Source organism: Celeribacter sp. SCSIO 80838 (assembly GCF_056498065.1).
In genome coordinates this window covers 21,668-46,267 of sequence record NZ_JAZKMA010000003.1, presented here as the reverse complement: position 1 = coordinate 46,267, position 24,600 = coordinate 21,668, and the positions used below count along the sequence as shown (strand labels likewise).

General features: G+C 55.0%; 22 protein-coding genes and 2 pseudogenes. 7 read left to right on the top strand and 17 right to left on the bottom strand.

Features of this window, described 5'->3' with window-relative positions:
• The first annotated feature begins 10 nt into the window (after positions 1-10).
• Positions 11-1,315: a hypothetical protein gene (locus V1475_RS19895; RefSeq protein ID WP_479414215.1), complete on the top strand. Its 1,305-nt coding sequence runs from the start codon at positions 11-13 to the stop codon at positions 1,313-1,315.
• The gene (locus V1475_RS19890; RefSeq protein ID WP_479414214.1) at positions 1,312-2,241 is read left to right on the top strand and encodes a hypothetical protein; all 930 of its coding nucleotides are present in this window, start codon (positions 1,312-1,314) and stop codon (positions 2,239-2,241) included. Before V1475_RS19895 ends, V1475_RS19890 begins: the two co-directional genes overlap by 4 nt.
• Before the next feature lie 6 nt (positions 2,242-2,247).
• Here V1475_RS19890 and V1475_RS19885 read toward each other — a convergent pair whose 3' ends face one another.
• The 4 genes from V1475_RS19885 to V1475_RS19870 all read right to left on the bottom strand — a co-directional run bounded on the left by V1475_RS19885 (position 2,248) and on the right by V1475_RS19870 (position 5,402).
• Positions 2,248-3,192, bottom strand: a complete 945-nt coding sequence (locus V1475_RS19885; protein ID WP_479414213.1) for a phage head spike fiber domain-containing protein — start codon at positions 3,190-3,192, stop codon at positions 2,248-2,250.
• Positions 3,192-3,461: a spike base protein, RCAP_Rcc01079 family gene (locus tag V1475_RS19880; RefSeq protein ID WP_479414212.1), complete on the bottom strand. Its 270-nt coding sequence runs from the start codon at positions 3,459-3,461 to the stop codon at positions 3,192-3,194. The genes V1475_RS19885 and V1475_RS19880 overlap by 1 nt, the downstream gene beginning before the upstream one ends.
• A 115-nt stretch (positions 3,462-3,576) precedes the next feature.
• Entirely contained in the window at positions 3,577-4,704 is a 1,128-nt protein-coding gene (locus V1475_RS19875; RefSeq protein ID WP_479414211.1) for a glycosyltransferase family 4 protein, read from the bottom strand.
• Positions 4,701-5,402, bottom strand: a complete 702-nt coding sequence (locus V1475_RS19870) for an acyltransferase (protein WP_479414210.1) — start codon at positions 5,400-5,402, stop codon at positions 4,701-4,703. The genes V1475_RS19875 and V1475_RS19870 overlap by 4 nt, the downstream gene beginning before the upstream one ends.
• A 233-nt stretch (positions 5,403-5,635) precedes the next feature.
• Between V1475_RS19870 and V1475_RS19865 the strand changes: the two genes are divergently transcribed.
• Entirely contained in the window at positions 5,636-6,544 is a 909-nt protein-coding gene (locus V1475_RS19865; RefSeq protein ID WP_479414209.1) for a glycosyltransferase family 2 protein, read from the top strand.
• A gap of 35 nt (positions 6,545-6,579) precedes the next feature.
• On the opposite strand, the gene V1475_RS19860 is transcribed toward V1475_RS19865, so the two are convergent.
• From V1475_RS19860 to V1475_RS19830, 7 genes are all read right to left on the bottom strand, one after another.
• Complete coding sequence (locus tag V1475_RS19860; RefSeq protein WP_479414208.1) at positions 6,580-7,686, bottom strand: glycosyltransferase family 4 protein; 1,107 nt, start codon at positions 7,684-7,686, stop codon at positions 6,580-6,582.
• Between the two features lie 16 nt (positions 7,687-7,702).
• On the bottom strand, positions 7,703-8,773 hold the full coding sequence (locus V1475_RS19855) for an acyltransferase family protein (RefSeq protein WP_479414207.1): 1,071 nt from the start codon (positions 8,771-8,773) through the stop codon (positions 7,703-7,705).
• 74 nt (positions 8,774-8,847) lie between these two features.
• Entirely contained in the window at positions 8,848-9,732 is an 885-nt protein-coding gene (gene rfbA / locus V1475_RS19850) for a glucose-1-phosphate thymidylyltransferase RfbA (RefSeq protein ID WP_479414206.1), read from the bottom strand.
• Positions 9,729-10,580: a dTDP-4-dehydrorhamnose reductase gene (gene rfbD / locus V1475_RS19845; protein ID WP_479414205.1), complete on the bottom strand. Its 852-nt coding sequence runs from the start codon at positions 10,578-10,580 to the stop codon at positions 9,729-9,731. The genes rfbA and rfbD overlap by 4 nt, the downstream gene beginning before the upstream one ends.
• The gene (rfbB, locus tag V1475_RS19840) at positions 10,577-11,626 is read right to left on the bottom strand and encodes a dTDP-glucose 4,6-dehydratase (protein ID WP_479414204.1); all 1,050 of its coding nucleotides are present in this window, start codon (positions 11,624-11,626) and stop codon (positions 10,577-10,579) included. Before rfbB ends, rfbD begins: the two co-directional genes overlap by 4 nt.
• On the bottom strand, positions 11,623-12,183 hold the full coding sequence (rfbC, locus tag V1475_RS19835) for a dTDP-4-dehydrorhamnose 3,5-epimerase (RefSeq protein ID WP_479414203.1): 561 nt from the start codon (positions 12,181-12,183) through the stop codon (positions 11,623-11,625). Before rfbC ends, rfbB begins: the two co-directional genes overlap by 4 nt.
• 150 nt (positions 12,184-12,333) lie before the next feature.
• On the bottom strand, positions 12,334-12,948 hold the full coding sequence (locus V1475_RS19830) for a replication initiator protein A (RefSeq protein ID WP_479414202.1): 615 nt from the start codon (positions 12,946-12,948) through the stop codon (positions 12,334-12,336).
• 32 nt (positions 12,949-12,980) lie between these two features.
• Between V1475_RS19830 and V1475_RS19825 the strand changes: the two are divergent.
• From V1475_RS19825 to V1475_RS19810, 4 genes and pseudogenes are all read left to right on the top strand, one after another.
• Positions 12,981-14,032 (top strand): annotated as a pseudogene (locus tag V1475_RS19825) (ParA family protein); the annotation flags it as partial.
• Positions 14,019-14,753 (top strand): ParB/RepB/Spo0J family partition protein, encoded by a 735-nt coding sequence (locus tag V1475_RS19820; protein ID WP_479414201.1) that lies wholly within the window; start codon positions 14,019-14,021, stop codon positions 14,751-14,753. The pseudogene V1475_RS19825 and the gene V1475_RS19820, both read left to right, overlap by 14 nt.
• Positions 14,722-15,042: a hypothetical protein gene (locus V1475_RS19815; RefSeq protein ID WP_479414200.1), complete on the top strand. Its 321-nt coding sequence runs from the start codon at positions 14,722-14,724 to the stop codon at positions 15,040-15,042. Before V1475_RS19820 ends, V1475_RS19815 begins: the two co-directional genes overlap by 32 nt.
• A 63-nt stretch (positions 15,043-15,105) precedes the next feature.
• A pseudogene (locus V1475_RS19810) lies at positions 15,106-15,684 on the top strand (metallophosphoesterase); the annotation flags it as partial.
• Between the two features lie 207 nt (positions 15,685-15,891).
• Here the strand turns inward: V1475_RS19810 and V1475_RS19805 are convergent.
• The 6 genes from V1475_RS19805 to V1475_RS19780 form a co-directional block, all read right to left on the bottom strand.
• Positions 15,892-17,271 (bottom strand): phosphomannomutase, encoded by a 1,380-nt coding sequence (locus V1475_RS19805; protein ID WP_479414199.1) that lies wholly within the window; start codon positions 17,269-17,271, stop codon positions 15,892-15,894.
• 5 nt (positions 17,272-17,276) lie between these two features.
• Positions 17,277-18,728 (bottom strand): mannose-1-phosphate guanylyltransferase/mannose-6-phosphate isomerase, encoded by a 1,452-nt coding sequence (locus tag V1475_RS19800; RefSeq protein WP_479414198.1) that lies wholly within the window; start codon positions 18,726-18,728, stop codon positions 17,277-17,279.
• A gap of 214 nt (positions 18,729-18,942) precedes the next feature.
• On the bottom strand, positions 18,943-19,191 hold the full coding sequence (locus V1475_RS19795; protein WP_479414197.1) for a WGR domain-containing protein: 249 nt from the start codon (positions 19,189-19,191) through the stop codon (positions 18,943-18,945).
• Between the two features lie 75 nt (positions 19,192-19,266).
• Positions 19,267-21,912 (bottom strand): hypothetical protein, encoded by a 2,646-nt coding sequence (locus tag V1475_RS19790; protein WP_479414196.1) that lies wholly within the window; start codon positions 21,910-21,912, stop codon positions 19,267-19,269.
• Positions 21,909-24,008, bottom strand: coding sequence for a hypothetical protein (locus V1475_RS19785; RefSeq protein WP_479414195.1), 2,100 nt, complete (start codon positions 24,006-24,008; stop codon positions 21,909-21,911). Before V1475_RS19785 ends, V1475_RS19790 begins: the two co-directional genes overlap by 4 nt.
• Positions 24,005-24,415 carry a hypothetical protein gene (locus V1475_RS19780; RefSeq protein WP_479414194.1) on the bottom strand — a complete coding sequence of 137 codons (411 nt, stop codon included), beginning with the start codon at positions 24,413-24,415 and terminating at the stop codon, positions 24,005-24,007. Before V1475_RS19780 ends, V1475_RS19785 begins: the two co-directional genes overlap by 4 nt.
• Positions 24,416-24,600: the final 185 nt, after the last annotated feature.

Below are 24,600 nucleotides of genomic sequence, written 5' to 3'. Positions count from 1 at the left end.
CGGATGGTGAATGATTTTGGACAACTCAGGGAGTGGCGCGCCCACGATCCACGCGCGAAGCTCTAGCCCCAAAGCACAAGGGGTATGGCTGATCAATCGATCCACCATGCTATTCTACCTGACTATTGCTTTTATTATTGCCCCTAAAGTTAATATCATTTCTTTTGGGGCTTCGGGTTTTCGCGTCGAAGATTTCGTCCTATTTGCAGCATTGCCGGTGCTGTTTTGGCGTTATAAGGGGCGTGCGCACAAATTCCCAATTTTTGTGCATGCGTTTTTTATATTCATTGCCGCGTCGTTTCTGTCAGCCGTGTTAAATTTAAGCGAAGTTGGTTTGACAGGGTTAGTTTTCACTGGACGACTGGTACAATACTTTCTTTGGTTCCTCATCGCGGCTGAATTTGCTCCCTTCATTTCTGAAGAGCGCTTTCGTCGCGCTTTTGGCGTAATTGCGCTTATATTGCTGTTGTGGTGGTTTGGTGAAGTCACTCATCTTCTTCCTAAAATTGGTCGTTTTGCGGTGGTCGATAGTCGAATTACTTTGAACACATCCGGCCCCTACGAAACGGCAATTCTTGCAGTTCTGATTATTATTGTCGCTCCCAAAAAGTGGCAAAAAATCGCAATGGCTGGCGTTCTTATAGCCACACAATCCCGCATAACGCTAGTCGCAGCCTTGGTTGTTTGGCAGGTCTCTCGTCCTGGGAGGAACACGCTTGCGCTCTTATTGCTTGCTCCCGTGGCAATCTTGTTTCTAAGCATCGGTTCGCTAAACTTATCGGATTCTCGTTTCAACCAAACCCAGTCGATTTCGAGCATGGCATCAGATCTCGTTCAGAGGTTTGAAGACGTGCCTCAGATCAATTCGCTGACCGAATATCGGGCGATGGTGGACGATGGGTTGCGCCAAAACGTCGATTTCAGATCCGGCGATTCGAGCTTCCAAGTTCGCGCGTATAAATGGGCGCTAATCATCAAATCTCTTGGGGCAAACACAACACACTTTATTTTGGGCTGGGGACCCGGTGCTTGGGGGCTCGCTGTCGATGGACACTATGTCCGCTTCCTAGGCGAAGGAGGTATTATCGGGCTGATGGCTGCGCTCTTTTTCTTTGGGACCAGTTTGTTGAGTCGCGATGCGCCTCGCCCTTACCGCCTTGGCTTTCTCGCAATGGCGTTGAGTTGTGTGTTTATTGACGCTGCGACCTCCTCAAAAGTCTCTTCGACTCTGTGGATTATCTCTGGGTATTTCCATGGCCTGCGCCTTCACCTACAGCGCATGCCGAACTTGCAGGATAAAGAGCCATCATCATGAAATGCCTTTTGCACATTGGGACCGAAAAGACGGGCAGCACGTCCATTCAGAATTTCTTGACTTGTAATATTGAGGAATTCTCACGCCATGGAATAAAGATCTGCGAAACTCTCGGTATGGGTAACAATCGGGTGCTTGCCTCATATTTCCAAGGTCGGCTTGATGACTTTAGTCGTCGACACAAACTCAAAACACTCGAGGAACAGAAAGCATATTTTGTCGCAGACCTTGATGCATTTCGACTTGAGGTGGAGGCCGCTCGCAAAACCCATGAGATATTTCTAATATCATCGGAGCATCTTCATTCTCGCTTAACCACCCCCGAACAAGTTACCGATCTTCAAGCATTTCTGGTGCCGCTGTTTGATGAGATCCAAGTTTTTGGATATTTTCGCGAACAAGCGAGCTTGGTCAAAAGTAACTATTCGACCTGGGTTGAGGGCGGAGGTGGCGCTGCGAGCCTTGCCAAGTTTTGTCAGGAGGCAAAGCTTGGAAATCCTTATTATGACTATTGCGCATTGGCCGAAATGTGGACCGCATCTTTCGGTCGTGACGCATTTTGTGCGCGTCTTTACAAAAGAAGCGCCCTCCATGAGGGAGATGTCCGTATGGATTTCGCCATCGAAGCCTTAGGCCTTCAAAATTTTTCGGACTTCACATTTATTGAGACGGAATCGAATCGTTCACTCGGCTCGGTTGGAATCCTGATTGCTCGAGGGTTGAATTTCGTGTTGCCGCAATTTTGGTTTGGCGGTCGCCGCAATCGTTTCAGAGATGGGCTTATGCGGCTTGCGATTCTTTCAGGGTTAGCACGCATCGGCCAACTTAAATTCCCGCAAGCCAGTGACATCAAATACCAATTTGAGAACAGCAACCGCCTATTTTCTAAAAATTTTCTGGGAGAGCCAGATAATATTTTTAGATAGGGAAATTCAGAGCACAATCAGTCGTTTCACATGAGACCGGCTGAGCGAGGTGGGCCACCATCCGTCACTGATCTGAACGTTTGACAATGCGGTCTCAGTGTCATCATCATATGTGATATGGACATCATAAGTCCCGTTCAAGCCTATGAGGCCCGCTTGATCCGCCGCACGGCTTAGTGCTGTTGAAGCTGTTTGAATGAAGCTCGTTGCGTTCACACCTGCTTCAAGTTGTCCTCCCCAAATAGTAAGCACCTCACCACCAACGAATTCTTTGTCGCCAGCTATGTTGGTCGCGGGACTGATCGCAAGAACGCCGTTTGATGATGGCGCTAAAGTGCCGACCACGCGTGCGACGTCGGCATTCAGAAGTTCAATTCTTGCCGATATCCAAGACGAGTTGACCTGTGCAGCACCAGCAACAAGATCAAATCCGACTCCTTTTGGACCGTTGCCAAAACCATAGATCATCACAAAACGGTTCTGATCTCGGCGGCAATAAAAACTAACCGTATTGCTCGTTCCGACGACAAGACTCACATTGCGCGACAAGTAGCAGTCGGATGATCCAGAATTTACGGTTATGAGCCTTGCAGGTAAGCCATCCGGCGCTGTTGGTGCACTGGTATTCGTTCCACCCACGGTATTCCAACTTGAACTGAAATCGGATGAGACAATATTGTTCGTCGCTTGATCTTCATATAGCAATCCAAGCGCTTGCCCAGAAAGGGTGTGATCAAAACGCGGTGTGTCGATTGCCGCAAGTTGAGATAAACCACTAGCATCTAGCATGCGCGCTGTAGACGCCCGTGAGAACGTCATCACGCTCGCCAAGGGTACATCATTTCCGGACATCCGATAGGTTTCATCTTCAAAGTTTAAATCAAGTACTGCGGGGGGGAGATGCTCTGCGAAGCGCTGCCCGCTGATAGAGATCGGAAGAGCGATTTCCATTAATATACCCCCACAATTCCAGTAGCTGTCAGGTCTGTCGCATAGATCCGCTTCGCACGTATAGGATGCAAAACGCCAGCCACTAAATTAGTGAATGTTACCGGGGCAGTGTCGCCAGCGAGCAATACGGTTACATTACCACTCGTGCCAACATAGAGGCCCCGCGTCACGAAAGGCTGATCTTCTGTATCGCTAGCAACTACCGAAAAACCATTGGATGTAGGAGCCGTCAGGCTAGCAGTATTATTCGAAAATTTGTCGATGGACATAGCAGATTCCTTGCATGTTTTTCTGTCTGGATTCTGGATAGAAAAACATGCAAGGAATCAAAATCTAGAGTGCCCAGAATTAAAAATTTGTTTACGAACTTTTGAGTGCCCGCCATTAGCTAAGCTGTGCATAGACAGCTGCTGTGTCGCGCGCAATTGCATCCCATGTGAAGTCGGCGACAGTTTTCTTGCCGAGTTTGACCGATGGGGCGACCCAGCTGGCATTCTCTGCAATCTGTCTTAACCCTTCAGACAAAGCTTCGGATGAAAACGTTGGGAAGAGTTGTTCCGATGACACGGCGAGCTCCGTCATGGAACTGTTGTCCGCAATCATAACCGGCGTTTCGACCGCGTAGCTTTCAAAAATGGGAATCCCGAAACCTTCGTATTCTGAGGACATGACGGTTGCTTGCGCATGGCTCAAGACCTGCCACTTCCGCCCCTCGTCCACAGGCCCAAGATAAAGAAACCTGTCATCGAGAATGCTGCGAATCTCTGTAAGAATTGACTCGGCTTCAAAATTAGGACGGCCAGCAATGACCATTTTCCAGCCGCTGCCCGCGGGGAATGCTTGATCAAAGCCCTTTGCCATCGTCACAAGGTTTTTGCGTGGCTCTACATTGCCAACGAAGCTCACGAATGGCCCCTCGCCGAGCGGATCGCCCTCACTGAGAGGCGCAACGCTTGGGCCATCAATGATTGTCCGGTCCACCCCATTGCCAATCACTGTTATACGATCGCTGGCATCAGGATAGAAATCAAGAATACGCTGCTTGGTGTAGTCGGAAACGGAGATGATATGATCAGCTTCGTGCATTTGGCGGTGGAAATTTCGTTTTGCAAATACCCTGTTTCGCTTAGAAAATAATTCAGGGCGATCCAAGGGGATGAGATCATGAATCGTAGCGACCTTCGCCGCATTTCCTGGTTGACCGAGATTTGCAAAATAAGTTTCGTGAACGATATCATACCCATTCCCGAAAAACGCCCGACCGCTGAGAGGTAAAAACTCTAAAAGCAGGTTGGGCACCAGCCGTTTGTTCTGAAAGAAACGCGATGGGACTATTCGTGCCTGTTTTGATATTAGCTCGACAAACTCGTTGGCTCCAGATTCTTCTTGAGCGAAAGCATCCAGTTTGTAGTCGGTCGTGCGCAAGAGTGCTTCTGACACTCCAAGACAATACCGAGCGACGCCGCTGATCGGGGGGCGGACCGGACGGCAATCAAAGAGAACGCGCGTCATTCATGACCCTCACTTTTTTGCATTGGACTCTTATGGCTGGTGCGGCGGATTTCTCTTGCTGGCGTACCAAAGGCGACCATTCCAGGATTAATTGAGCGAGTAACCACTGAGCCTGCACCAATGACAGCGCCATCTCCGATCGTGACGCCATCGAGGATCGTGACGCTGTTGCCCAACCAGACATCTCGCCCTATCTCAATCCCGCTCCGTTTCACTGAACCGTCGGTGAACGTATTGTTTTCGCCAACCTCATGCGATTCAGCGGACAGGCGCAAACCCGCGCCAATCTGTGTACCCGCCCCAATTGTGACTTTGCCGCCGACACCTATGGAGCTAAACGGCCCGACATAGGCACGTTCACCTATTTCAAGACCTTCGCCCACAGCGTTCAATCCACTGCGGCACTGCACCCAGCAATATTCACGCAACGTCGCACCGCTTCGCAAAATCACGCCGCTTCGGGAATAGGCATCTATATAGGAATGATGGCCAATCGAAGCACCGCGCTCAAGCGTTAAGTGCTTTGGGGAAATAAGGACCACGCCGCGCCCCATAAAGACGACACGACGGCGCCATATGCCGTACCGTAAAAGGCCACGGATCGCAGGCCCGACCGCTTTGGAAAAGAGGTATCCTAAATCCGACCAAGACAAATCATATTCACGGCCCGTCAGTGATTTTAAGAGCGATTTTAACACTTTGGGACCTCGGATTTTCTCACGTCATGTTAGCATCTTCTGATAATGCGACAAGGCGCTTTTGCAACTTTTTATTGGCCACAACAAAGATCAAAAATGGAGGATAAACAAGTTGTTATGTTTCAGGTATTCTGAGTTTAATGGATTAGTGCTTCTACCCGTCAAAAGAGATTGTAGTCGCTCTTGGAGTCCCCCTTGAGTTCAACAGAACGTCTCATAGGAGAATTGAAAACTTGGTTGCCTTGGTCATTCCCGTATACAATGGAGGCGATCTCTATCGACAATGCCTTCAGTCTGTTAACGAACAGACGTGTCCATTCAGCAAAAAGCTTGTGATGGAAAGCGGCTCGTCAGACTCCTCGCGAGCACTTTCGATTGAATATGGATTCGACGTCTACGATGTCCCCGCCGGAACGTTCAACCACGGCGGCACCCGCTTGGATGCCGTAAAAATGGTTGAGGACGAAATTATTGTCTTTATCACCCAGGACGCCATACTCGATGACCCAGATGCGATCAAAAATCTGACTAAGTGTTTTGACAACCCGCGTGTGGGGGCCGCTTACGGTCGCCAGTTACCGCACAATGATGGAAACCCACTCGCAGTCCACGCCCGAATGACAAGTTACGGTCCAGAGAGTTATCTCACCTCGATGGATAGTGACTATCCAGTAGGAATCCGCAAATGCTTCATGTCGAATTCATTTGCAGCCTATCGCCGTTCCGCTTTGTTGGAAATTGGGGGATTTCCTGACAATGTAATCTTGTCTGAGGATATGTACGTCGCCGCCAAAATGCTCGAGCAGGGCTGGGAAATTGCCTATGCGGCCGATGCGCGTGCTCGGCATTCTCATAACTACTCTGTTGTTGAAGAATTCAGGCGCTATTTTGACATCGGTGTTTTCCAAAGCCAGGAAGACTGGATTCTTGCCTCGTTCGGAGCCCCTGAAGGTGAAGGCTTGCGCATTGTTCTGCACCAGTTTGGTTTCCTCATAAAACAGGGCCGTTTTTTGTGGATACCCCGGGCCTTTCTGGCCGCAGGAGCAAAATTTTTAGGCTATAAACTTGGGCGAAAAAATGAAAAACTTGGCCCCAATATTTCACACAAGCTCGCGATGCACCGGTCCTTTTTCAAAAGGTAAAGACTGTCACCTTCCCTCCTGATACGTCACACGCACTATGCTGCGGTAATCTGTTTTAGAATGGTCTGCGCATGAGTCTGTGAAACGCCAAACTCTCCGAAAAAATGTTCGGCGCGCTCTTCCGCATTTTTTTGCAGCGCTGTTGCATGCTCCAAAAGTAGAGGCGGCAATGTCTTGCGCTCGTTGCGAACCTGAGTGATTTTTTCCGACAGTAGAACTGCATCCTTTTCAATATGCATGGACATCAACCAGTCTGGAGAAATAAGTCGCGATCGAATGCAGCCTCGATCTGGTGCCAAAACGGCTGCTCCGAAATTATATGCTTCTAGCAAAACAAGAGGATCGGCCTCGTCAACCAGCTGGGTCGGAAGCACAAACAGTTCTGTGTGCTCAAGAAAATCCGTCTTGGCCTGACCTGAAACAGATCCGATCCATTTCAGGGTCCCTTTGCTTTGCGCCACAGCCTCGCGCACCTGCTTTTCAAGCTCTGGATCAGGAATTGGACCAGCCAGAACAAGCTCGGCCTCAATATCCATGAGGGTAAGGCGTTTCCACATTTCCAATAGGTAAGGAACACCTTTTTCTGTAGTCATAACACTCATATGGCCAACGGTCACACGCGGCCCGCGCTCTTGCCCTGTAAGACATCCAGAGCGGGAAAAGAATGCCGCATTCGGCAGAGTTATGAACCGTTCTTTGTCGTTGACACAGTATAAATTTACATACTCATCCCGCATTTTATCGCACAGAAGAATATGAGTGATGAGACCCCCACCAAGCTTTCCCATCAGGCGAACCTGCCGGAGAGGGCCAATCGCGATAGGGCGATAACTGTGGTGGTGCGCATAGAATGGATGCCGACGCAAACGCAAAACCATAACGGTCAGTAAGAAAAGCCAAAGCCCCATCTGTCCTGGTGGCGACGTATAAACGATGTCTCCCGGACGGAGGCGTGTCAAGAGAATGAACGGATTGAGAAGTCCCCGTACGACCTTTAGAACCGGACTCCCTCCGATCGCCAGATGCTCGATCTGACCACAATCGGACAAACATGTGCGCATCAATTGGTTGAATACGGTCTGTCCACTGATTGGCTCGTCGCATTGCGCCACAAACCATATTTTAGTTTTAGGGCTGGCCATGGCGGCGTCCTCTGCTTCACTGTTTGTTCCGAGATCTAGTGATATTCGTTAGGGCCCTGCGCGCCGGAGTTTCTATCAGAAAATATCCAACATAACTGGTCAGGCCAATTACGACAATGGACACGATTGTCATGGCAATCAGAACAGCTTGATTACCGTGAAACATCTTGTCCGCAACAGCATTCATGAAAACAAGAATGATGACTCGGTGCCAAATATACATTGAATAAGTCAGCTGACCAAAGGGAGCCAGCCATCTGATCACACCATTAATGTTCCCATGAACGTCACTTGCGGCAGACGTGATCGCCAAAGCGATGATCGTAGCCATCCGCATCCAGCTGGATGTTGGTGTCAGCATCTCGAAAACCAGAAGGAGAACAAGAATGATGCTGACAATGCCCTTGTCTTTCAAATTCGGCAAATGTTTACGAATACGGAATAGGAAGACACCGAAAGTGAAACCCACCAGTCCACGAAGCATGCTGGGCAAATGGCCCCAACCATCTGTGTCCCCAAGCATCACACCCGCGATAATGAAAAACACACAGACGCAACTGATCAACAACCAGATCGAGCGTGCTAAGAGTACAAATATCGGAAATAGAACGTAGAGGCCCATTTCGATGCTTATCGACCACGTCACACCGTTGAACGTATAGGGCGAGCCACAGTCTAAATATTCTTGAATGAGCAGTGCTGTGTGCAAAATACAAACAGGATCAAAAGACGGGGCCGTTGCGGCGCTCGCGCGCGATAACAGAATCCACCAAACCCCTATGTTGATAGCAAGCACCACCAAATGTAGAGGGTACAAGCGCGCAACTCGGCGCCACAGAAATTTTAAGTAGCTGCCAAACGAATTAATACGTCCTAAGTAAGCATAGGTAAGAACAAAACCAGAAATTATAAAAAAGAGATCGACAAACATACCAAACCCTTGGGAGCTGATGATGTGTTGCCTTTGTTCCGGAGAAAAGAAAAATTCATTGAAATGGTAGTAAACGATCCCCAATGAGGCGACGAAACGTAAAAAATCTAGCGTCAAAAGGTCATTCGTCTCGGGGGCAAGTCTCCAATATTTCATACTTAGCCATTTCTCCTGCTATCGTTCTGAAGGACACGTTCTTTGGCAAATGAGATGGGTGCACTAAACAACGACTATTCCTCGGAATATTTCAACAGATTCGCGAGATATCTGCCATATTCCGTTTTCTTGAACGTTTCTGCGTGCTCACGCATTTTATCGGTATCGATCCAGCCCCTTTGATAGGCAATTTCTTCGGGACAACCCGATTGCATGCCCTGCCTCATCGAGAGCGTACGCACGAAGTTGCCAGCATCCAGAAGCGAGCCATGCGTGCCGGTGTCGAGCCAGGCGTAGCCACGCCCCATCCGCTCCACCGAGAGCGTGCCATCGGCAAGATAGCTTTCAAGCAGTGTCACGATTTCCAACTCGCCACGCGGCGAAGGCCGGACTTCTTTTGCCCTGCGCGGCGCATCGCCATCGAGGAAATAAAGCCCGGTGACCGCGTAATTCGACGGCGGCACTTCGGGCTTCTCGATGATCTCTTCGACCGTACCCTCGCGATCGAATTTCACGACACCGTAACGCTCGGGATCGGCGACGTGATAGCCGAACACGGTCCCGCCGACCTCTTTGGCATCGGCCTCGGCCAACATCTCCGGCAAGCCATGACCAAAGAAAATATTGTCGCCCAGAACCATCGCGGAGGGCGCCCCATCGAGGAAGTCTTCGGCAAGAAGGTAGGCCTGCGCCAGACCATCGGGCGAGGGCTGGGTGATGTAGGTCAGGCTCAGGCCCCATTGCGAGCCATCGCCCAGAAGGCGTTTGAACTGATCCTGATCCTGCGGCGTGGTGATCATCGCGATCTCGCGAATGCCCGAAAGCATCAGCACGGAGAGCGGATAGTAGATCATCGGCTTGTCGTAGATCGGCATGAGCTGTTTCGACACCGCCATGGTCAGCGGATAAAGCCGCGTGCCGGAGCCGCCTGCGAGGATAATGCCTTTGCGGTCAGTCATGATGCCGTCTCCAACTCTTTAAGAACCTCGGCCAATCCGGCCTTCCAGTCCGGGCGTTCGATCCCGAATGTGGTTTCCGTCGTGCTGCAATCCATGCGGCTGTTGCCCGGGCGTTTCGCGGGCGTCGGATAGGCCGAGGTCGGAATGTCTTCGACCGCCATCGCCTTGCCGGCCTGCGCGAAAATCTCGCGGGCGAAATCCGCCCAGCTTACATCCGGCGCGCCGGAGAAATGATAGGTTCCGGCTGTGTTCGGATCTGTTTTGAGCCGTTCCGCGATGGTCACACAGGCTCTCGCGATGTCGCGCGCGGGCGTTGGGCCACCGATCTGATCGGCCACGACCGAGAGCTTGTCGCGAGTCTCGGAAAGCCGCAGCATGGTTTTGACAAAGTTCCCGCCATGAGCCGAGAACACCCAGGAGGTGCGCAGGATCGCGAAGGCACCACCGGCCTCTCGGACGCCATTCTCACCCTCAAGCTTGGTCTCACCATAAACGCCCAGCGGACCCGTGGGGTGATCCGGGGTGAAAGGCATATCGCCTGCCCCGTCGAACACGTAATCGGTCGAGATATGCACGAAAGGAATGCCCAGATCGGCGCAGGTCTCCGCCATCTCGGTGGGCGCCGCGGCATTGATGAGCGTAGCCTCAAGCGGCTCGCTTTCCGCTTTGTCCACTGCGGTATAGGCAGCCGCGTTGATCACAGCCTCAGGCTTGAGATTGCGGATGATCCGGCCACATACCATTGGATCGGTCAAATCCGCCTCATCGCGCCCAAGGAATGTGGCCTCGGGCAGAAGCATTTGCAGCTCCATCGCCACCTGACCGGTTTTGCCAAAAACGAGGATCATGCCTTGACCCCCAACCGTTCCCCAACCCCATGCCGGTCCTGAAGCGCGCGCCACCAGTCCTCATTGTCGAGATACCACGCCACCGTCTGCGCCAGCCCCTCTTCGACTGTCACGGACGGCCGCCAGCCAAGCTCTTCGCGGATGCGCGACGGGTCGATGGCATAGCGCGCATCATGGCCCGGACGATCCGTCACAAAGGTGATCTGATCGGCGTAACTTCCACTGGATTTGGGTCTTTTTTCATCGAGAATGGCACAGAGCGTTTTCACCAGTTCAAGGTTCGTCCGCTCGTTCTCGCCGCCAATATTGTAGCTCCGCCCGATCTCGCCCTTTTCGACCACCAGCAAAAGCGCATCGGCATGATCCTCGACATAGAGCCAGTCGCGAATGTTGGACCCGTCGCCGTAAATCGGCAGGGGCTTGCCCGCCAGAGCGTTGAGGATGATCACCGGGATCAGTTTTTCGGGGAAGTGGAACGGGCCGTAATTGTTCGAACAATTGGTCAGAACCACCGGCAGCCCATAGGTTTCGTGCCAGGCCCGCACCAGATGGTCCGAGCTGGCTTTCGAGGCCGAATAGGGCGAACGCGGATCGTAGGGCGTGTCTTCGGTAAACTTGATCGCCGGATCGTTGGGCAGCGAGCCAAACACCTCATCCGTTGAAATGTGGTGAAAGCGGAAGCTCTCCGGTTTGCCCGTCTCGACCCAGTATTTGCGCGCCGCCTCCAGCATGTTGAACGTGCCGGTGATATTCGTCTCGATGAAATCGCCCGGCCCATCGATGGAGCGGTCCACATGGCTTTCGGCCGCCAGATGCATCACCGCATCGGGTTTGTGTTTGGCAAAAACAGTGTCCAATCCGGCCCGATCACGGATATCCACCTGCTCGAACGCATAGAGCGGGCTATCCGAGACAGAGGCCACATTGTCGAGACAGGCCGCATAGGTCAGCGCATCGACATTGACCACCTCATGACCCCGCGACACCGCAAGCCGCACCACGGCAGAGCCAATGAACCCTGCCCCGCCCGTCACCAAAATCTTCATGTGTTGTCCTTCGTGAAAGGCGTCTCGAAGGCCGCAAAATCCTGCGCCTTCTCATCCTTTTCCGAGATCACCGGCGTGATCCCCTCAAGCGGCCAGTCGATGCCGCAGCTGTCCCATTTCACCGCCCCGTCGCACTCCGGCGCATAGTGATCGGTGCATTTGTAGACGATCTCGCTATCCGGCTCGAGCGTCATGAAGCCATGCAAGAAGCCCGCCGGAATCCAAAGCTGTTTGCCATTCTCGAACGACAGTTCCTCCCCCACCCATTGACCATAGGTCTCGGAGCCCTTGCGCGCATCCACGGCCACATCGAAAATCCGCCCGCGGCCACAACGGACAAGCTTGCCCTGTGCATGCGGCGGGCTTTGGAAATGCAGGCCCCGCACCGTGCCGACTTCGCGCGAGAGCGAATGATTGTCCTGCACGAATTCGGGTAGGTCGAGCCCGGCTTCCGTCAGTTTTTTCTTGTTCCAGCTTTCCGAAAAGAACCCGCGATGGTCGCCAAAACGCGGCGGCGTGATGAGGTAAACGCCCGAAATTGCTAAATTTTCAATCATATCCTCAATACCTCACTCTGCTTTGGCTTAACTCACACTTTACACTGCGGAAAGTGAAAGTTTCTTGCCGCACTTGCAATAACAAATGCCGCCTATAAAAAAGAGAACGACTTGGGTGACGAAATAAGCATAGACACAAGACAAACGTCGTTATTTTACCACGCGCATCTTCACAAAGCCCAGAAATGCCTGTTCCGCCGAATGCAGTTTCGGCTTGCCGGACGCCGCCCAATAGGCGCGCCAGTCGGCCTCAAGCGCATAGACGTCCCAGCCAGGCGCCATGTCGCGGGCACGCTTCAGCACGCGGGACTTAAGCGGCGGCAGTTGCGGCCCTTCGCCCTCCAGAACACGGGCCCGCGAGGTGAAGCGGATGATATCCCCCTCCTCCTCGCTCATCTCGTAATCGGGCAGGTGATTGGCTGCGCTCATGTCCCGGCTCAGCGTCAGGACGGATTTCGACAACACCACCCGGTAGAGCCAGTCCGACAGCGTCACGGCCACGCTCACCATCCGCCCGCCACGGGTCTTGCGCACAATCTCCCAGCTCTCGATCAGACCGAAGCCCGAGGTCACCTCGATCGGCGCACCGTTATGTCCATAGCTCAGAATGCGCAGGTCCGGTCGGATCGACAGCGAAAACACCGGGTGTTCCATCGTCGCCAGATCGTCTTTCGGGATCGCATCGAAAATATCGCAGAGGAAAAAATCCACCTGCGGATGCCTGTCGGGCAAAAGCCCCCCTGCCGAGATGACGGCGCCTGTCATATCTGACCCTGCCCTGTTTGAATTGCCCCCGATTGAAATCGGTTCTACGTCTGCGCGCCCATTTCGCCGCCGAAGGCTCGAAGAGCAAAGAATACCTGCCCTACCGTCCGAAAGACCTGCCTGCGAAACTGGTCGCCGTGGCGAATTTCAAAGGCGATGTCGGCCGCGCTCGATGGCTACAAGGTTCTGGTGGTCGATCTGGACAGTCAGGGCTCCATGACCTCAATTTTCGGCGGCACGGTCGCCGATGAATGGGACACGGTTTTCCCTCTGCTCGCCCGCCATTACGCCACGCACCAACGTCAGGCCAACCAAAGTCGTTTGGACCGGGGCGAGGCGCTTGTGCCGCTCGACGAGACGCTCACAGAGGCGCTTAAGATCAAAACGCGGGATGTCATCCAGACCACCCACTGGCCCAATATCGATCTGAACGGGGCTCAGCTCAATCTCTACTGGTCCGAATTCCAGATCCCGGTCTGGCGGATGCAGGGCGCGGCTGGAAGCTTTGGGATGCGCTTACGGAGGTGCTGGAGGCCGAAGGGGTGCTCGATGACTATGACGTCATCTTCCTCGATACCCCCCCCCTGCCCTTGGTTACCTGACGATCAACGGTCTGGCCGCCGCTGACATCCTTCTGGTGCCGCTCGGCGCGTCTTTCTTGGGATTCGACTCCACAGGGCGATTTTTCGACATGCTGCATTCGACCTTCCAGTCGATTGAGGAGGGCGAAAACATGGACGCTCGCGCTTTGGGGCGCGAGGAGCTGTCCTTTGAATGGGATGCGGTGCGGGCCGTCATCACCCGGTGCGACGGGGCGCAACAGGGCGAGCTGGCCTCGCTGATGCAGGCCTATCTTGTCCAAACCCTCTCGCCCCATCGTCAGGATTTCACAGCGCTCATCGGGCAGGCTGGCGAGCAGGTTTCTGGCATCTATGAGGCCGATTACCGTGACTTCAACCGCGAAACCTATGTCCGTGGGCGCCAGACCTTTGATGCGACCTATGCGGCCTTCAAGAAGCTGCTTTTGGGAAGCTGGCGGCGAGACGAAATTAACGCACAGGAGGCGGCCCATGGCGAAGCGTAAACGACTGACCCCGGCGCGTGTAGATTTCCTGTCTGAGCCACAAACAGAGACCAATCCGGCAGAACACGTGTCTAAAGCGCCGGAGAGCAAATCGATGTTCCCCATGGGGGTGGCGCAATCCTCGCCCCGCCCTGCCCCGATTGCGCAGGTTGCCGGAGATGCCGCCGCCCGCGCCGCTTTGACCGAAATGACCGAGATGGTCACGAAGGCCCGCGCGGAGGGTCGTATCGTCGAACGGCTGCCCCTCTCCGCCATCGATCTCGGGCATCTTGTGCGCGACCGGCTTCAGGCCCGCTCGGATGAGTTCGAAGCGCTGAAATCGAGCCTCAAAACGCGGGGGCAGCAAGTGCCTGTGGAGGTGCTCGACCGGGGTGAGGGGGCTTCTCCCCGCTATGGGTTAATTTCTGGCTGGCGTCGAATGCTGGCGCTTTCCGAGATCGGGACACAGGATGTTCTTGCGATCATCAGAGAGCCTAAATCGGCCTCAGACGCCTATGTGGCCATGGTCGAGGAAAACGAAATCCGCGCCGACATCAGTTTCTATGAACGTGCCCGGATCGTGGTAAAAGCGCTGGAGCAAGGGGTCTATTCAGACCCTAAAGCGGCCCTTCAGAGTCTTTTCGCAAATGTTTCGCGCGCGAAACGTTCGAAGATCAAAAGCTTTATGGTGCTGGTCGAGGCCTTGGACGATGTTTTTGCGGTATCCGGATGCGATCAGTGAACGGAACGGGCTTGAGATTGCCAAATATGTGCAGGCTGATTCACTGGCTGTAGATCAAATCCAGACGGCTTTGCAGAAACAGCCTGCTCAAACGGCAGAGGCTGAGATTGCCTGCCTTCTGAGGCTATGCCGGAAGGCAGGTGAAAAACCGCAACGCGCCGAACGCAGCCCAAAAGAAATCTCCGTCCATTACGATGCGATCGGCAAGCGCATTGAGCTTTCAGGCAAGGACATTGATGCTGGTTTTCATCAGGCTCTGGAAGCTTGGCTAAAGAAGCAATATTTCTGAGGCACCACAATATTTGCTGCCTGCTTTCGCCAGATACAAAATGACCCACCTGTGCTCAGACACATGTTTCGCCGAAAACCCCAGCCTATTGAAGCCCCCCTCCCCCGCCGTTTCGAAGGTTTGCCCCCTTCTCCCGAGACTGGTTTGGCCATCGTCGGGGACATTCACGGTCACCTGTCTTGTCTGGAGGCGATGATCAAACAGCTGGAGGACAGCGCCCCAAACGCGCGTTGGGTTTTTGTTGGCGATTTGATTGACCGTGGCGATCACAGCGCGCAGGTTTTGGCGCGGCTCCGCGCGCTTGAGGAAGAGCGCCCCGATACGGTTTGTATCTTGGGGAACCACGAAGAGATGATGCTCTCTTTCCTGAGAGACCCGGAACAGGCCGGAAACCGCTGGATGCGTCATGGCGGGCTTCAGACTATGGCCAGTTTCGGAAGCTTCCAGCTTGGGGTGCAAAGCCCGCCAGAAGCTCTGCGCAAAGCGCGGGATCGGCTTTTGGAAGTTATGCCTGACGGATTGCAGGACTGGCTTTCGCAACGTCCAAGATGGATCCAGAGCGGGAATGTGGCCATTGTCCATGCTGGTGCAGATCCTGCAAAGCCCATGGAAATGCAAAAGGATCAGGCCCTGACATGGAGGCATGTGTCCTTTGGTCAAGAGACCCGTCAGGATGGTCTGTGGGTCGTGCATGGGCATACGATTGTTGATCTGCCGCAAGAGAAGAGCGGCGTTATTTCCATCGATACCGGAGCCTATGCCACGGGGCGGCTCACCGCCGCCTTGATCGATAATGGCTCTGTCGAATTCGTTCAGGCGCGGCCAGCCATAATGCGGCTGGCCTTTTTGTCAGAGAACCTGTTCCGCGACGGATTTGAATGCGGTTTTGACCAGATCATTGGCACCCAGCTCGCTGCTCGATTGCGCATAGATGCGGAATTCCGGAGCGTTGCCGGAGGGGCGCAGGTGGATCACATCGCCGCTTGCGAAGTCGACGCGCAGACCGTCTGTGAGATCGGTGGAGCCGATCGTGCCGAACGGAGAGAAGAAGCCTTCGCGCGCATCGGGGTCCGCGATCAGCGCGTCGAGAAAGGTCTTTGCCTTGTCACGGTCGATGTCCTGCACACGGTCGGCGGCGGTGAAACACGGGGGCAGGGCGCTGACAACGGTCGAAAGAGGCGTTCCGGCTTTTCGCGCTGCCACCAGTGGCGCGAGGATCGGCAGCATACAGTCGCGCGTCGGCAGCGGAGCAAGCGTGTTTCCGAGCGCATCAAAGCCCAGAAGAAAGCCTCCGTTGGCCTCGAACCCCACGACCTCTGAGTGGGCTGCCTCCGCCATCCCTGCGATGACGAAGGGGGAGCCGATCTTGGTCAGGATCACCTCGTCGAACTCGGGCAGGCGCCGAACCATGTCATTGGAAGACACCGGCGTCACCACAGATTTCGCGTCCAGAGCACGCGCGGTCAGAACGCCGAGGATGTCGCCCGGGATGACCTTGCCCGCCTCATCGGTGAGCATCGGTCGGTCGGCGTCTCCGTCGGTGGAGGCGATGGCATCCAGCCCGTTTTCAACACACCAGGCCCGCAGCTTGTCGCGAGTCTCTGGGTCGACGGCCTCGGTGTCCACCGGGATGAACGTATCGGAATGGGCCAGCGGGACGACGTCCGCCCCCAAGCCTTTGAAGATGGCTTCCATCGTGTCGCGGGCGACAGAAGAATGGCGATAGACGCCAATTTTGAGCCCTTCGAGCGCGCCCTCGCCAAAGGCGTCGATATAGCGGGCGATGTAGAGCGGCTCGGCCTCCTTTGCTGTGCGGCAGGTGCCTGTCGCAGGACCTTCGTAGCGGGTCTTGCCGGCATAGGCGGCATTGATCGCCAGCTCATCCGCTTTGGAGACCTCGCCCTCGGGCAGATAGAATTTCAAGCCGTTGCGATCCGCCGGAATATGGCTTCCGGTGACCATAATCGCGGGCGCTTTCGCGGCCATGGAGGAGAGCGCCAGAGCCGGCGTGCCAAGCGCGCCGCAGTCGATCACATTAACGCCCGCCGCCCTTGCCGTGTCGCAAATCACCTTGGCGATCCGGGGCGAAGAGGGGCGCAAATCCTGCCCGACATAGAGCGTGTTGGGCTGAACTGTGCTCAGGAACGCATGCACATACTCCGCAACGAGATCGTCGGTCAGCTCGGTGACAAGGCCGCGCAGACCGCTGGTGCCGAATTTGGGAGCCATCTTGCTTATCCCTTCGCGCCCTGTCCGCGAGAATAGACATCCTCATAGCGGATGATGTCGTCTTCGCCCACATAGGAGCCGGTTTGGACCTCGATCAGCACCATCGGCACTTTTCCGGGGTTTTCCATCCGGTGGACAGCACCCAGCGGAATGTAGACAGATTGGTTTTCTGTCACCAATTTCACCTCGTCATCGACGGTGACGCGTGCGGTACCCTCGACCACGATCCAATGTTCGGAGCGATGGAAATGGCTTTGCAGGCTCAGCGCCGCACCCGGATGGACGTGGATGCGTTTCACCTGGAAACGCCCACCAACCACGAGGCTTTCGAACCAGCCCCAGGGGCGGTGATCTTTCGGGAAATGCGTGGCCTGATCTGCGCCTTTGGCCTTGAGCGCCGTGACGGCCTTTTTCACGTCCTGCGCGCGCGACATATCGGCGACCAGAACCGCGTCATTCATCGCGATCACCATGATGTTCTCAAGCCCGATGCCGACCACTTCGAGCCGGTCGCTGTCGGACCGGATGAGGCTGTCTTTACAGTCGATGGCGGTCGCGTCGCCGGAGGTGACGACACCGTTCTCATCGGGTCCTGCTTCGCGCCAGACGGCATCCCAGCCACCCAAATCGGACCAGCCGCCATTAAAGGGTACGACCGCGAGATTGTCGGCCTTTTCCATCACCGCGTAGTCGATGGAAATGTTTTCGGCTTTGGCCCAGGCCTCCGGGGCGAGGCGCAGGAAGCCGAGATCGACCTGCGCGGCCTCTACGGCCTCCGTCACCGGGGCGGTCAGCATGGGGGCGTATTTTTTGAAGGCGGCGATGATATCCGTCGCCTTGAACAGGAAAATCCCGGCATTCCAAAGGAAGGTCCCTGCAGCCACCATCTTGGCGGCATTGTCGGCATCGGGTTTTTCCACGAATTTTTTGAGATCGATAGCCGCGCCGGAGGCATCCAGTTGTTTGGTCAGTTCGAGATAGCCATAGGCGGTTTCGGCATGCGTCGGTGTGATCCCGAAGGTGACGAGCTTTCCGGCATCAATCGCCGCCAGACCTTTTTCAATGGCGTCATGGAAGGCTTTGACATCGGGCACCACGTGATCGGACGGGGCGACCAACATGATGGCCTCGGGGTCTTTTTCGGCCAGATAAAGAGCTGCGGCAAAGATAGCTGGCGCCGTGTTGCGGCCCTCGGGTTCGATCAGGATGGCGCCGGGATCAATGCCGATGGCAGAGAGCTGTTCGGTGACGATGAAACGGAAATCAGATCCGGTCAGCACGGCGGGTGCGGCAAAACGCAATGCGCCGTTATTGCCGCTCAAGCGTTTGGCGGAGGCCTGGAACAAGGTTTGCTCATCGATCAGAGGTACGAATTGTTTAGGGTAGCTTTTGCGCGAAAGCGGCCAAAGACGTGTTCCAGAGCCGCCGCACAAAATAACCGGGGTAATCAATGACATTCGTTCGACCTCTTAGATACAATCCGCGTTTTATATCTTCCTGATAAATGTGAACTGCTTATGAAGTCTAGGAAGAGTGTACTTATGTTGGACTATTCTTCCTCCAGTTGCTCAAAATGTGTGATAAGGAGGAGATTTCCGCTTGTACCCGACGCAGACTATGCAAACAGCAAAGCGTTTGCTTGGTCGCTGACATATTGCAGTTGGCGATGCTTTAACTCACCCGATATCCGCGTTTTTGTTTGGCATGGTTGATGGCTGTCAGAGCCTCCCGCGCGTCCTGCTCTTTCTCATGGGTTTCGACAAGCACCTGTCCGGGGCATCCGATACGGCCCCACACGCGAATGAGGCTGGTGTAACCAAAGAGGTCGCGCTGCAGGGCCATGTGGTAGAAACGGTGCATGTTCAGATCGGGGTCGATCCGTGTGAGCGTGACGTCGGCAGGGAGCTTGTTTAGAGACATGCAGGCGACTTTTTGTTGAGGTTTTAGCCTAACATATTAGCCGTTATGTTGCCGCTCTGTTCCCGATATTAACCTCTATTTGTTGGCCGTTCGTGCGGCCAAAACGCGAACCACGACATCCGCCACATAATGCAGCAAAGGGACCGCATTGGTTCCCGAAGATGTGGTGATTTGAAGGATCAATCGCGACCTGCGAGCGGGTATCGTTGGAGTCTCAAACCCGGCCCATCTTGCGGCATCCCTGTGATCCGCGAGGTGCAGCTGCATCTTGGTCTGCATGGTGCGACCGAAACCATTCAGCCAGCGTTTTGCAGGCGCAGCTGCGTTAAAAAAGATCGCATGTTGTGGCATGGTATGGAGCAGAGCGATGAGAGCGCGGGGTTCCTCCTCCATAAGCATCCTATCGATCTGTGCTTTGACCCAAATCCGATCCAGCTTGCGGCGCGGGGTGGCGGGAAGCGCGGGGAACTTATTGAGGGCATTCAAGACACGCAGGGGGAGGCCATAGGTCTGGGCAAGTTCGAAGGCTGAGGTGCCAGACTGCAAACCGGTGCAGAGATGCAGGATCAAATCCGGCGAAAGATCAGGCGTCTCGATCCGTGGCGGCAGAGGCCGAGCCTCTGCGGCTTTGATCTCTGTAAGGCTCAACTTGGCCAGAATGCGGGGACGCAGGTTTTCCAATGCGATATCCCGCTTGGATTTGAAACTGCGCGTATTCAGGCCAAGCAGGCGCGCCGCCACCGCCACAGGGCGCCGGTCTTTCAGCGCAGCGATATGCAGCCCCAAGGCAAGATCGCTCAGATGCAGATAGGTTTTGAAGGTCGTTAACGCTTCGCGATGTCCAGCCAGACGGGCAATCTGGTGCATGCCGCCAAGTGTGTCGCGGACGGTGAACTCGGCGCGAATGGCCTCGATCCGCGCTGCGCTCCAGCCCGTGAAGTTGCGCACGGACTTTGATGCCGCCGGAGCCAAGAGCGCCAAAGCAAGGTTCGAAAGTGCGCCGTGGCGCAAATCATGAGGGCTGAGTCCGAGAGTTTCGGACAACAGCTGCGCAAACGCGTTGCGGTCAAAACGAATGTCTTGGTCGAGCCCTCGACCCTGCCCCAAAAACTGGGCGCCATGATTTAGCGTGTCTTGCCTGCGGGCGGCGGTCATCGCCTGCCATGTGTTGAATTCCGAGCTCGTCAGTAACAGGGGAAGCGGCACCTGCCGTCGCCCGGCGGCGGTTTTGATGTCGCCTTCTTTGGTGGGGTGAATGCGGAGCACACCGTTTGGTCCATGCTCCACGTCACGGATCAAGATCGCCTCCATATCCGAAACCCTGAGGCCGCCTCGTGCGCCCATCAGGATAGCCACCGACATGGGGCCTTGCGCCTCCGCCAGTACGCGACTGATTTGTGCACCGCTGATGACGGCGGCGCGCGGACGCGACTTGAGACCCACGCGTGGCAGCTCCAAAATGGGCTCAGGCCAATAGAGCCTTGGGTCTGTGGTTGTGAAATCGAAGAATTGGTGCAGGCGCGCACCGAGTGTTTTGTCCCGGCGCGACAGCGGCCCTTCCAGAACCGCATTCAAACGGGTTTCGATCTCTCCGGGGAACATCTGTGCGGGATCGGATTCCTCAAAGGCGAGGCTCATCACATCGGCGATCGCGGAATTGTAGCGCCAGAGGGATGACACCTTACGACGCTGAGCCAACAAGGTGAGGAACCACAGGACACGCGCGCGCACAATCGGGGTCAGACCTTTGCTCAACAGATCCAAGAGGGCCTTTTCCACCGGTGCGCGTGTCATCTTCTGCGCGCCTTTCCTTTTGGTGCGCAGGGCCTTTGCCAAGGCTGCTTCGCTTTGGGCAGACGACTGGTGAATTTGCGTTGGGGCAACGGAGGAGTGTGTTTTGCTGCTCGTGATCCTTTCAATGACCTTGCCCCGCAGGCAAGATTCCCATTGGGTGGTGGGCACCGGGGTGGCTTCTGTGATCCCACTCGCCACTGAAAACAGAACCTGTGGAATATTGGCACCAGCCCCATCCTCCAACAGGGCGAAACCAGCCTCGGACAGCACATCCGCCTCCAAGGGATGGGGCAGGCTCAAACTTTTTCCGAGCTGACGAAGCAGCTGTGAAACGGTTCGGTAGGGTGGGAGAGGGCAGGGCGACCACCGCGCCAAAAGGCTCAGCGTGATGACGTCGGGATAGAACCGGAACTCGTCCTTTTCCCCAAGCGTCAGATCGATCCACACGAGATCGCCCAGAACGGAAGACCGCTTGATCTCGACCTTCCCCCGTGCGAGTTCCGCCCAAAGTGCTACCCACGCCTCAGGTCGCAAAAGCGCGCCCTGGAGGATGGCGCTCAGAACAATCAGTGCAGCCAACTCCTCGCCATTGTGCCCACGTTGCATCAAGCGTACTTCCAATTGATCGGCCAGATCAAAGATGGCCTGCGCTTTCCTTGCCCAATCTATCCTGCGGCTCGGGGGGGCGGGCCGCGCGGGCCGATAGGTGATCGGCAAGTCAAAATTCAGCCGATAAGCACGTTCTACTGCCAGCAGATACCACATTGCGCGGGTCTTGGCCCACTCGCGCTCCCGCTGCGTCTCACGGCCCGCCTCCGCATCTCTGATAACCTCGCGCACAAACTCCGTCGCGAAGAGCGGTTGGCGCAAACTGTCGATCCGATCTGGCGTAAGTTTTGCCTTAAGAACCTCCCTCAAGCCAGTCATAGGCCAAGCCCCCCAAGGTCCACACCCAGCTCTTGCCAAATGTCTTCCAAGGCATCGCTCAGCCTGTCGCTCTCGGCGAGGCTCATGGCCCCGACGGGCGTGAAGGGATCTCGCGTGCTGCCGCCGTGTCCCATGAAACCATCAATGACATGCGCGGGGATTTTGCGCGTGACCAAGGCGGAGCGGATGTAATGTCGTGCCCAGTTGGACGCTTTGGCCGCGCCACGTTTTGCGGGCAATCCTGCCCGTTCCCAAAGTTGGGCTGCCGTCAGAGTTGATGGCGCAGAAATCGCACCATCCCAGGCGAAGAACGGCGGGGCTGTCCCGTCTGCTGCACCTTTCAGAGCCTTGCGAAGCGAAGGGAAGGCGGCCAGTCCGGTTTTTGCAAGACCATCGCAATGCGCGCGCCAGAGCCTTATGATATGTGCCGCAGTCGGGCAGATCGGCACCCAACGTCCGTCGTCAACGAGACGCCCGCCCTTGCCCGTCAGGAACAGGCGAGGACGTTTGCGACCGATGATCTGATCGAATGGTTCGAAGGCATAGCCATGGGGGCGCCGGGCGGTGAGAAAACTGAGGGCTGTTGCGCAAAAGTTGGACAGATCGGCAAAGTGTTGAACCTTTCCCTTCAGTTCCAAATGGCGATGTCGCTCCGGGGTTGCTGCAAGTGAGACCAATTCCTCAAAATAGGTTTTGACCTTAGGGTAAGATGGCGCTTTGAGCGTGCCAACTTTGGCCTTGTGGGAGGTGATTTCCACCGCCAAATCCGCCCCGAAACGCGCCTCCAGCGCTTTGGCCCAGACATCTTGCAACTGCGTCACACGCACCTGAGTGTAATACATCTGCACGACATCGGTCACGGAGCGGCCCGTCAGGAGGCCGATCACGGCGGGATCCTCGCGCGGCATGCCATCACGCAAGGCGCGGACGAGGTGTGACGGGCCGACGGGGCGTCCCATGTCCAACGTGCTGAGCCATGTTTTGAGAGGCTCTTGCCTGTCGCCTACATCGGGTAAGGCCATGAACCTTTGCCGCAAATCTGGGGGTGGCATCATCACGAACCGATTGCGTTCGAAACTCTTTTCCGTGCTCAGAGGCACATCGGGAGAAAATCCAATACCGCCCGTCTCCCACCAGCTGCCGCCGGGGGTCGGCTGGCAATTCAAATCCGTCACCGATCTCCCGAACATGAGACTGGCCAAAGCGACGGATGCGCCCGGGTGGTCACTGGCCAGAGCCCTTTCCCAGATTGCCCGTGCTTCTTGATCTGAAAGCGCCGCGAAATCCCCTGACCAGCCTCGTTCGCGTTCTTCTTCCTCGAACAGGCTGATTTGTCGGGCAACAAGCTCTTTGCCTCTCAGCGCAGGAGGCAGCAATTCGGTAAAACGATAATAGAGCAACTCGCGGTCTTCGGCTTGTTCTTCTGCGCTCGCCTCGGGATCAGTGCTGATGCTGTCGAAGACCGTGGTCACATCTTCCGTCTCGTCAACGATCAGGTCTGGCATCCACTGGCCAAGGTCATGAAATGACACTCTTCCCCGCGCGATGGGATCTTGCACAATTTCGGCACAATCAATGAGACGTTGTAATAGCTCAATTTTGTTAAGTGCGAGAGGGTTGCGCGCCGCATAATTCTCTGCGGCTTTGGTGAGTGTCGCGTCGAGAGCAGAGAGGCTGTTGTCAAATGGAGTGAAATCTCCCAGCATGTCTGTGGGGTATTTGTTCCCGGTGATGCGGCGGACAACTCTCAGTCCGGCCGCAGCTCGACTATGACGATCAGCTTCTCCCGTTTCGGCGCAAAACCGTAAGGTTGCGACCAGCGCCCAAGCCCGCAGGTGATTTAGTTCATTCACTCGCGGACGTGTCTGATGCGGGCGGGCCAAGAGCATCGCCGCGAGCGGATAATCCCCGATTGGAACGTGGTCCAAGCCGTTTTCAGGGCCTCGTTCAGGCAGGAAGATGCGGCGGGCGTCCAAAGCTTTTTCGACAGTCTTCGCGTCGGCAGTGTTGCTACCAATCAATGATAACAACCAAATTGCTTGGCGGATGACTAGGTCACGTTTTGATGCAGAGAGACCCGCCAAGAGATCGGTCATTTTGACCTCGCCAGCGCGGCATGAAGTGTTTGCCGTGTGATGCCTGCGAGCCGGGCGGCGCTCGACTTGGTCAGACCGCGTGGCCCGAACAGTTTGATCTTCTGTCCCTCTGGCAAGAGCAATTGGAGTTTTTGAAACCAGTTTGCGTAGTCTTTTACCCCTTCAGCAGACGCAGCTTCACGCCATGCGTCATCAAGGAACGCTTCTGGCAGCTCACGGAAAACCCGGGCTTCGACGTGACCCAAAGCTGCGGTTCGAAGGCCAGGAAAACCTCCAAACCATTCATAAGACTCGCCGGTTTTGAGAACCGAAACAGGGCAAGTTTTAAGCTGAGGCTCGACTGACAGCCAAAGGATATAGGCCGGTGAAACCGCTGGATGCGACACAAGATTTTCGATGGATATCATTCTAAAATATGGCAAAAGAGGCCTCATAAACTGTAAAAAAATATTGTGAAAAAATTATAATGTTTTTGATGATATCATCAATTATAAAAATTATATTATAATAATAACAGATAGTTATATATTAATATTTTCCTTATTATGCTATGTTTTTATATCATCTGCGGACAAAGGGTGCGGCAGCATGA

Bases quoted from the DNA above. Each gene is read 5' to 3' on its own strand.
- V1475_RS19895 (WP_479414215.1), top strand. From the start codon at position 11: ATGATTTTGGACAACTCAGGGAGTGGCGCGCCCACGATCCACGCGCGA.
- V1475_RS19890 (WP_479414214.1), top strand. From the start codon at position 1,312: ATGAAATGCCTTTTGCACATTGGGACCGAAAAGACGGGCAGCACGTCC.
- V1475_RS19885 (WP_479414213.1), bottom strand. From the start codon at position 3,192: ATGGAAATCGCTCTTCCGATCTCTATCAGCGGGCAGCGCTTCGCAGAG.
- V1475_RS19880 (WP_479414212.1), bottom strand. From the start codon at position 3,461: ATGTCCATCGACAAATTTTCGAATAATACTGCTAGCCTGACGGCTCCT.
- V1475_RS19875 (WP_479414211.1), bottom strand. From the start codon at position 4,704: ATGACGCGCGTTCTCTTTGATTGCCGTCCGGTCCGCCCCCCGATCAGC.
- V1475_RS19860 (WP_479414208.1), bottom strand. From the start codon at position 7,686: ATGGCCAGCCCTAAAACTAAAATATGGTTTGTGGCGCAATGCGACGAG.
- V1475_RS19855 (WP_479414207.1), bottom strand. From the start codon at position 8,773: ATGAAATATTGGAGACTTGCCCCCGAGACGAATGACCTTTTGACGCTA.
- rfbA (WP_479414206.1), bottom strand. From the start codon at position 9,732: ATGACTGACCGCAAAGGCATTATCCTCGCAGGCGGCTCCGGCACGCGG.
- rfbD (WP_479414205.1), bottom strand. From the start codon at position 10,580: ATGATCCTCGTTTTTGGCAAAACCGGTCAGGTGGCGATGGAGCTGCAA.
- rfbB (WP_479414204.1), bottom strand. From the start codon at position 11,626: ATGAAGATTTTGGTGACGGGCGGGGCAGGGTTCATTGGCTCTGCCGTG.
- rfbC (WP_479414203.1), bottom strand. From the start codon at position 12,183: ATGATTGAAAATTTAGCAATTTCGGGCGTTTACCTCATCACGCCGCCG.
- V1475_RS19830 (WP_479414202.1), bottom strand. From the start codon at position 12,948: ATGACAGGCGCCGTCATCTCGGCAGGGGGGCTTTTGCCCGACAGGCAT.
- V1475_RS19820 (WP_479414201.1), top strand. From the start codon at position 14,019: ATGGCGAAGCGTAAACGACTGACCCCGGCGCGTGTAGATTTCCTGTCT.
- V1475_RS19815 (WP_479414200.1), top strand. From the start codon at position 14,722: ATGTTTTTGCGGTATCCGGATGCGATCAGTGAACGGAACGGGCTTGAG.
- V1475_RS19805 (WP_479414199.1), bottom strand. From the start codon at position 17,271: ATGGCTCCCAAATTCGGCACCAGCGGTCTGCGCGGCCTTGTCACCGAG.
- V1475_RS19800 (WP_479414198.1), bottom strand. From the start codon at position 18,728: ATGTCATTGATTACCCCGGTTATTTTGTGCGGCGGCTCTGGAACACGT.
- V1475_RS19795 (WP_479414197.1), bottom strand. From the start codon at position 19,191: ATGTCTCTAAACAAGCTCCCTGCCGACGTCACGCTCACACGGATCGAC.
- V1475_RS19790 (WP_479414196.1), bottom strand. From the start codon at position 21,912: ATGACTGGCTTGAGGGAGGTTCTTAAGGCAAAACTTACGCCAGATCGG.
- V1475_RS19785 (WP_479414195.1), bottom strand. From the start codon at position 24,008: ATGACCGATCTCTTGGCGGGTCTCTCTGCATCAAAACGTGACCTAGTC.
- V1475_RS19780 (WP_479414194.1), bottom strand. From the start codon at position 24,415: ATGATATCCATCGAAAATCTTGTGTCGCATCCAGCGGTTTCACCGGCC.